The 4,506-nt window shown below is 65.8% G+C and carries 3 protein-coding genes; 2 read left to right on the forward strand and 1 reads right to left on the reverse strand.

What is annotated here, in order from left to right; genetic code table 11:
- The first annotated feature begins 519 nt into the window (after positions 1-519).
- Both ACIPUB_RS19985 and ACIPUB_RS19990 read left to right on the forward strand, forming a co-directional pair.
- Entirely contained in the window at positions 520-984 is a 465-nt protein-coding gene (locus ACIPUB_RS19985) for a GatB/YqeY domain-containing protein (protein WP_407608985.1), read from the forward strand.
- Positions 985-1,380: 396 nt separating this feature from the next.
- Positions 1,381-2,127: an SDR family oxidoreductase gene (locus ACIPUB_RS19990; RefSeq protein ID WP_407608986.1), complete on the forward strand. Its 747-nt coding sequence runs from the start codon at positions 1,381-1,383 to the stop codon at positions 2,125-2,127.
- Between the two features lie 169 nt (positions 2,128-2,296).
- Here ACIPUB_RS19990 and ACIPUB_RS19995 read toward each other — a convergent pair whose 3' ends face one another.
- Entirely contained in the window at positions 2,297-4,270 is a 1,974-nt protein-coding gene (locus tag ACIPUB_RS19995; RefSeq protein WP_407608987.1) for an ABC1 kinase family protein, read from the reverse strand.
- Positions 4,271-4,506 lie beyond the last annotated feature (236 nt).

Here is a 4,506-nt window from a genome sequence, read left to right on the forward strand (position 1 = left end):
CCCGCGCCGCCCCCCCCCCCCCCCCCCCCCCCCCCCCCCCCCCCCCCCCCCCCCCGGGTCCGCGGGTGCGGCGCCTTTGGCGCGGGAGTATCAGCGAGGGCAGGTCCCTTCGGTGCCCCGATGCCGAGGCAGAACACCCTTTGAAACGCAGCAGGACCCTGCGGCTCTGACCAGCTTCCATTTCCTAGTCGATGGTTGTGGAAAAGCAGCCAATTTTATTTATCTAGGTAAATTTTTGAGTTAGTCAATTTCTTGGCTGCGTCCGTCATGCGCGACGCTCACCACCACTGCATTCACGGACGACGGGGGTCCTCCATCGTGGTTCGGGAAACAGCCCACGGCAGGGGGATCCGTCAGTGCATCGGAAACTCGGACCGCTGACTCCCTTTTCCCCAACGCGCCGTCCAACCGATGCGACGTGCTCCGGTTCCACGCCATAAACTGTGGGTGACACCGGCAAACGTACGGGTGCAGCCGCACAGCGTACGAGCCGGGCTACGACGGGAAGAAGAAGCCATCATGGAAAGCCTCAAGGACCGCCTCCGCGCGGACATGACCGCGCACCTCAAGGCCGGGAACAAGGTGGAACTCACCACCGTGCGCAACCTCCTGGGTGAGATCAACACCCGCGAAAAGGGCGGCAAGACCCCGCTCGAACTCGACGACGCTGCGGTGATTTCCTTGCTCCAGAAGGAAGCGGCGCGTCGACGCGAAACTGCCGTGACCTACACCGAGGCCGGTCAGCTGGATCGCGCCGCGGCCGAAGAGCAGGAAGCCGCCGTCATCGAAGGCTACCTTCCGGCGGCACTGACCGAGGACGAAGCCAAGGCGATCGTCGCCGACGTCGTCGCCGAATTGCGCGCAGGTGGAACCGAGCTTGGCATGCGCCAGATGGGCACCGTCATGAAGCAGGTCACCGAAAAGGTCGCCGGCCGCTTCGACGGCAAGGCGTTGAGCAACATGGTTCGCGCGGAACTGGCCTAATAGTTTCCACGGGGGAGAGCATCCCGAGGGGGGGTGCGCCCCCGTGCCGGGGACAGCAGCGGGATCACGTCCTGCAGCTGCTCCGTGGCACGGTCGGGGCAATGGCCCCAGGCAAACTCACTCGCGGCGTCCGCGCAGGTGGCGGCATAGGCCACCGGAAGGCATATCGTTGGGCGCCCACCAACGCGTGCCCCGCACCTGGCCAAGGGGCCCCCTGGACTAAACTTGTTTGGAGGATTCCTACAACAGTGCACACCCGTGTGGACTGGCAGGATTGAGAAGGCGGAGCGCACGTGTTGTGTGTTCCACCCAAAGACTTTCACCACCAACACGATAAAAGTGCCGAATCCAGTGCGCGCCGCAGCGCCAGGCCCGGCCACCACTTTAGGAGCAGCATTGAACGATCTTTCAGCCAAGGGCGCCATCGTCACCGGATCCTCCCGCGGTATTGGTGCCGAAGTAGCCAAGATCCTCGCCGCACAGGGTGCCGGCGTGGTCATCAACTATCGCCAGAAGGCGCCGCGCGCCAACAAGATCGTTGCCGGTATCGTTGAGGCCGGCGGCCGCGCCGTGGCCGTGGGCGCCGATCTGACCACCCCCGAGGGTCCGGCCGCGCTGGTCGACGCCGCGATCGGGAACTTCGGCTCGCTCGACGTGCTGGTGCTCAACGCCTCCGGCGGCATGGAATCGGGCCTCGGCGAGGACTACGCGCTGCGCCTGAACCGCGACGCCCAGGTCGCGATGCTCGAGGCGGCCACCGCGAAGATGGCCCCGGGCTCCCGCGTCGTCTTCGTCACGAGCCACCAGGCGCACTTCATCGACCAGGTCGAGACCATGGACGCCTACGAGCCGGTGGCCCGTTCCAAGCGTGCCGGCGAGCTGGCCCTGCGCGAATTCATCCCGGCCCTCGAGGCCAAGGGCATCGGCTTCGTCGTCGTCTCCGGCGACATGATCGAGGGCACCATCACCGCGACGCTGCTGGACCGGGCCGAGCCCGGTGCCATCGAGGCCCGCCGCGCCGCCGCCGGCAAGCTCTACTCCGTCGAGGAGTTCGGCGCCGAGGTGGCCGCCATGGTCACCGCGGACGTGCCCGCCGGCCACACCGAGTACGTGGGCGGGGCCGGCGACTTCCTGAAGAAGTAGGCCCGCCGTCCGGCATCTCGTTCGGGCGCCAATAGGAAAGCCGTGCATTTCCACCTTCCCCTGCGAAGGGGGACGTGCGCGGTTTTCCTGCGTTTCGCCAGAAAGCGTTTCAGGCGACCGGAGGGAAGCCGCGGGTCCGCGGGCCGCGGACCCGCGGGTCCGCGCCGAGTCACTTTCGCGTGATCAGGATCCGCACCAGGGAGCGCAGGCCGAAGACGAACCCACCGAGCGCCAAGGTGTAGCCAAAAAACTGGTAAAGCCGAAGGTTCTGCGCCAACATGGGGCCGCTCTCGGAAACCATCAGCAAGATGCTTCCGAGGATCGCGGCGATGGAGATCCCGGCGATGATGCCCTCGTGGACGAGGCCCGTGAGAAAGCCGCGGTCCGTGGGGGAGGCAAACTGACGGACGTTGACCTGCAAGTTGCCGTTCTCGATCTTTTCGTTCAGCATGGACAGGTTCCGCGGCATGCGCTGCAGGCTTGAAATGAACCCGATGGCGTTGGAGGCCAGCAGGTTCCTGACAGCCTCGGGTGTGGTCATGGCCGAGATCCACGACAGGGACTTGCGTTGAGCCTCTCCGATGACGTCGAATCCGGGATCCAGCAGCTTGATGGTCCCTTCCAAGGAGCCGATGGCGCGCAATGCCCCTGCCAGTTGCGGCGGGATCCCCAACGAATGCCGTTGCAGCAATTGGAACAACTTGCCAAAGAGCACATTGGTCGAACCGTTCAAGTGGGTCAGCAGTATTCCCATGCCTCGTTCGAGCGCCCGTCGATCCAGCGCCGGTGTCCGTTCCACCATCTCCAGCAGTCGGTCGGTGGCAGCGACATTGTCATCGGCGTGGACGGCCACCATGAACCCCGCCAACGACATCCGGGTGTCGCGCCCCAGCCGTCCCACTGAACCGAAGTCCAGGAGCGCAAGGGCGGGACGCTGCGATGGTTCGTTCAGGGTTTCGGGACCCGACCGGCGCAGCACCAGAATGTTTCCCGGATGAAGGTCGGAATGGAAGACACCGGCGACGAGCACCTGCGACAGGATTCCGCCGAACAGCTCCATGGCCAGTGTCCTGCGGAATTCAGGAGTCTCGGCGTCCAGGCAGGCGTCGCCCAGCGGCTCCCCATCGAGGTGTTCCATGACCAGCACCTTGTTCGAGGAGAGCTCCGGATAGACGGTCGGGATCTTCAATGCGGGGTCGCCCGCCGCCACCGCACGCATGTTCTCAAGTTCGATGCCGTAGTCAAGTTCCTCACGCAGGGAGACGCCGAATCCCACGGCAAGGGACTCGAGACCCAGCTCCCTGCCCCAGGCGGTGCGGCGCTCGAGCATTCGGGCGAAGCGCTCGATGATGTCCAAGTCGACCTTGACCTGGCTGCGGGCGGTGGGACGTTGGATCTTGACCACAACCGGCTGCCCGTTCCTGAGCACTGCCGCATGGACCTGGGCCACTGAGGCGGAGGCCAGCGGCTGGGTCTCGATCGAGGCGAAGACCTCGTCCACGTCCCTGCCCAGGGCCGCCTCCAGCAGCGGACGCAAGGCCGTGAACGGTTCCGGTTCCGCGCGCGTCTGCAGGAGTGAAAGCTCCGCAATGTACTCGGGAGGCAGGGTATCGGCCCGGGTCGAGAGCATCTGTCCAAGCTTGATGAACGTGACCCCGGATTTGCCCAGCGTGGCGGCCAGGGACCGTGCCGTCCTGGCAGCCTCGGGGGTGCCTCCCTGCATCGAACGGGCGCTGACCGGCCGCAGCAATCCTTCGCGGAATGCGGTCCTGGTGACCTGCAGGTAGCGCTTGCGCCGCGCGCTGGATGCCTTCAACGAGCGCACCATGCCCCAGGGCGTGCCCAGGCTTCCGGTGGGCCACAGCACCTCCACTGCCACCAGCACGGCGGTGCCCAATGCAAAGGCCCAGGCGATGGAGAGTCCGAAGAGCATGAGCGTGGGAACCACCGCCCGTTGGGCGTCTTCGGAACCCATGATGCCGGCGTTGGACAGGAAAACGGTGGCCAAAGGCGTTCCAGCGAAGAAGACCAGCAGCCCGACGGCGAAGGAGCGTGGCCACCCCACCGGCACGCCGAGGATTCGTCGCACGGCAAAGGCCGCAGCCAAGGCGAAGAGCAGGGTCAGGAGAATCGAGAGGAGCAAGAGGGGGAGGAACGCTGGTGTGCCGGTCGGATCCAATCTTGGGCTCCAGGTGACTAGGCGGCAGGAGGACAACCGGGCCGTGACAGGTGCTCACATGTGGCCCACGCGTCCAGACTACGTGACTCGCTGCTCCGCCGACACGGCTGCCAGGCGTCCCGGCCGGGACGCGGCAATCCGCAGCGGTGCGGTGAATGGATGAAGGCGGCGTTCCCATCCCCCGGCCGGGGGATGGGAAC

The organism is Paeniglutamicibacter sp. ORCA_105 (genome assembly GCF_045798545.1).
Taxonomy (GTDB): Bacteria; Actinomycetota; Actinomycetes; order Actinomycetales; family Micrococcaceae; genus Paeniglutamicibacter; species Paeniglutamicibacter sulfureus.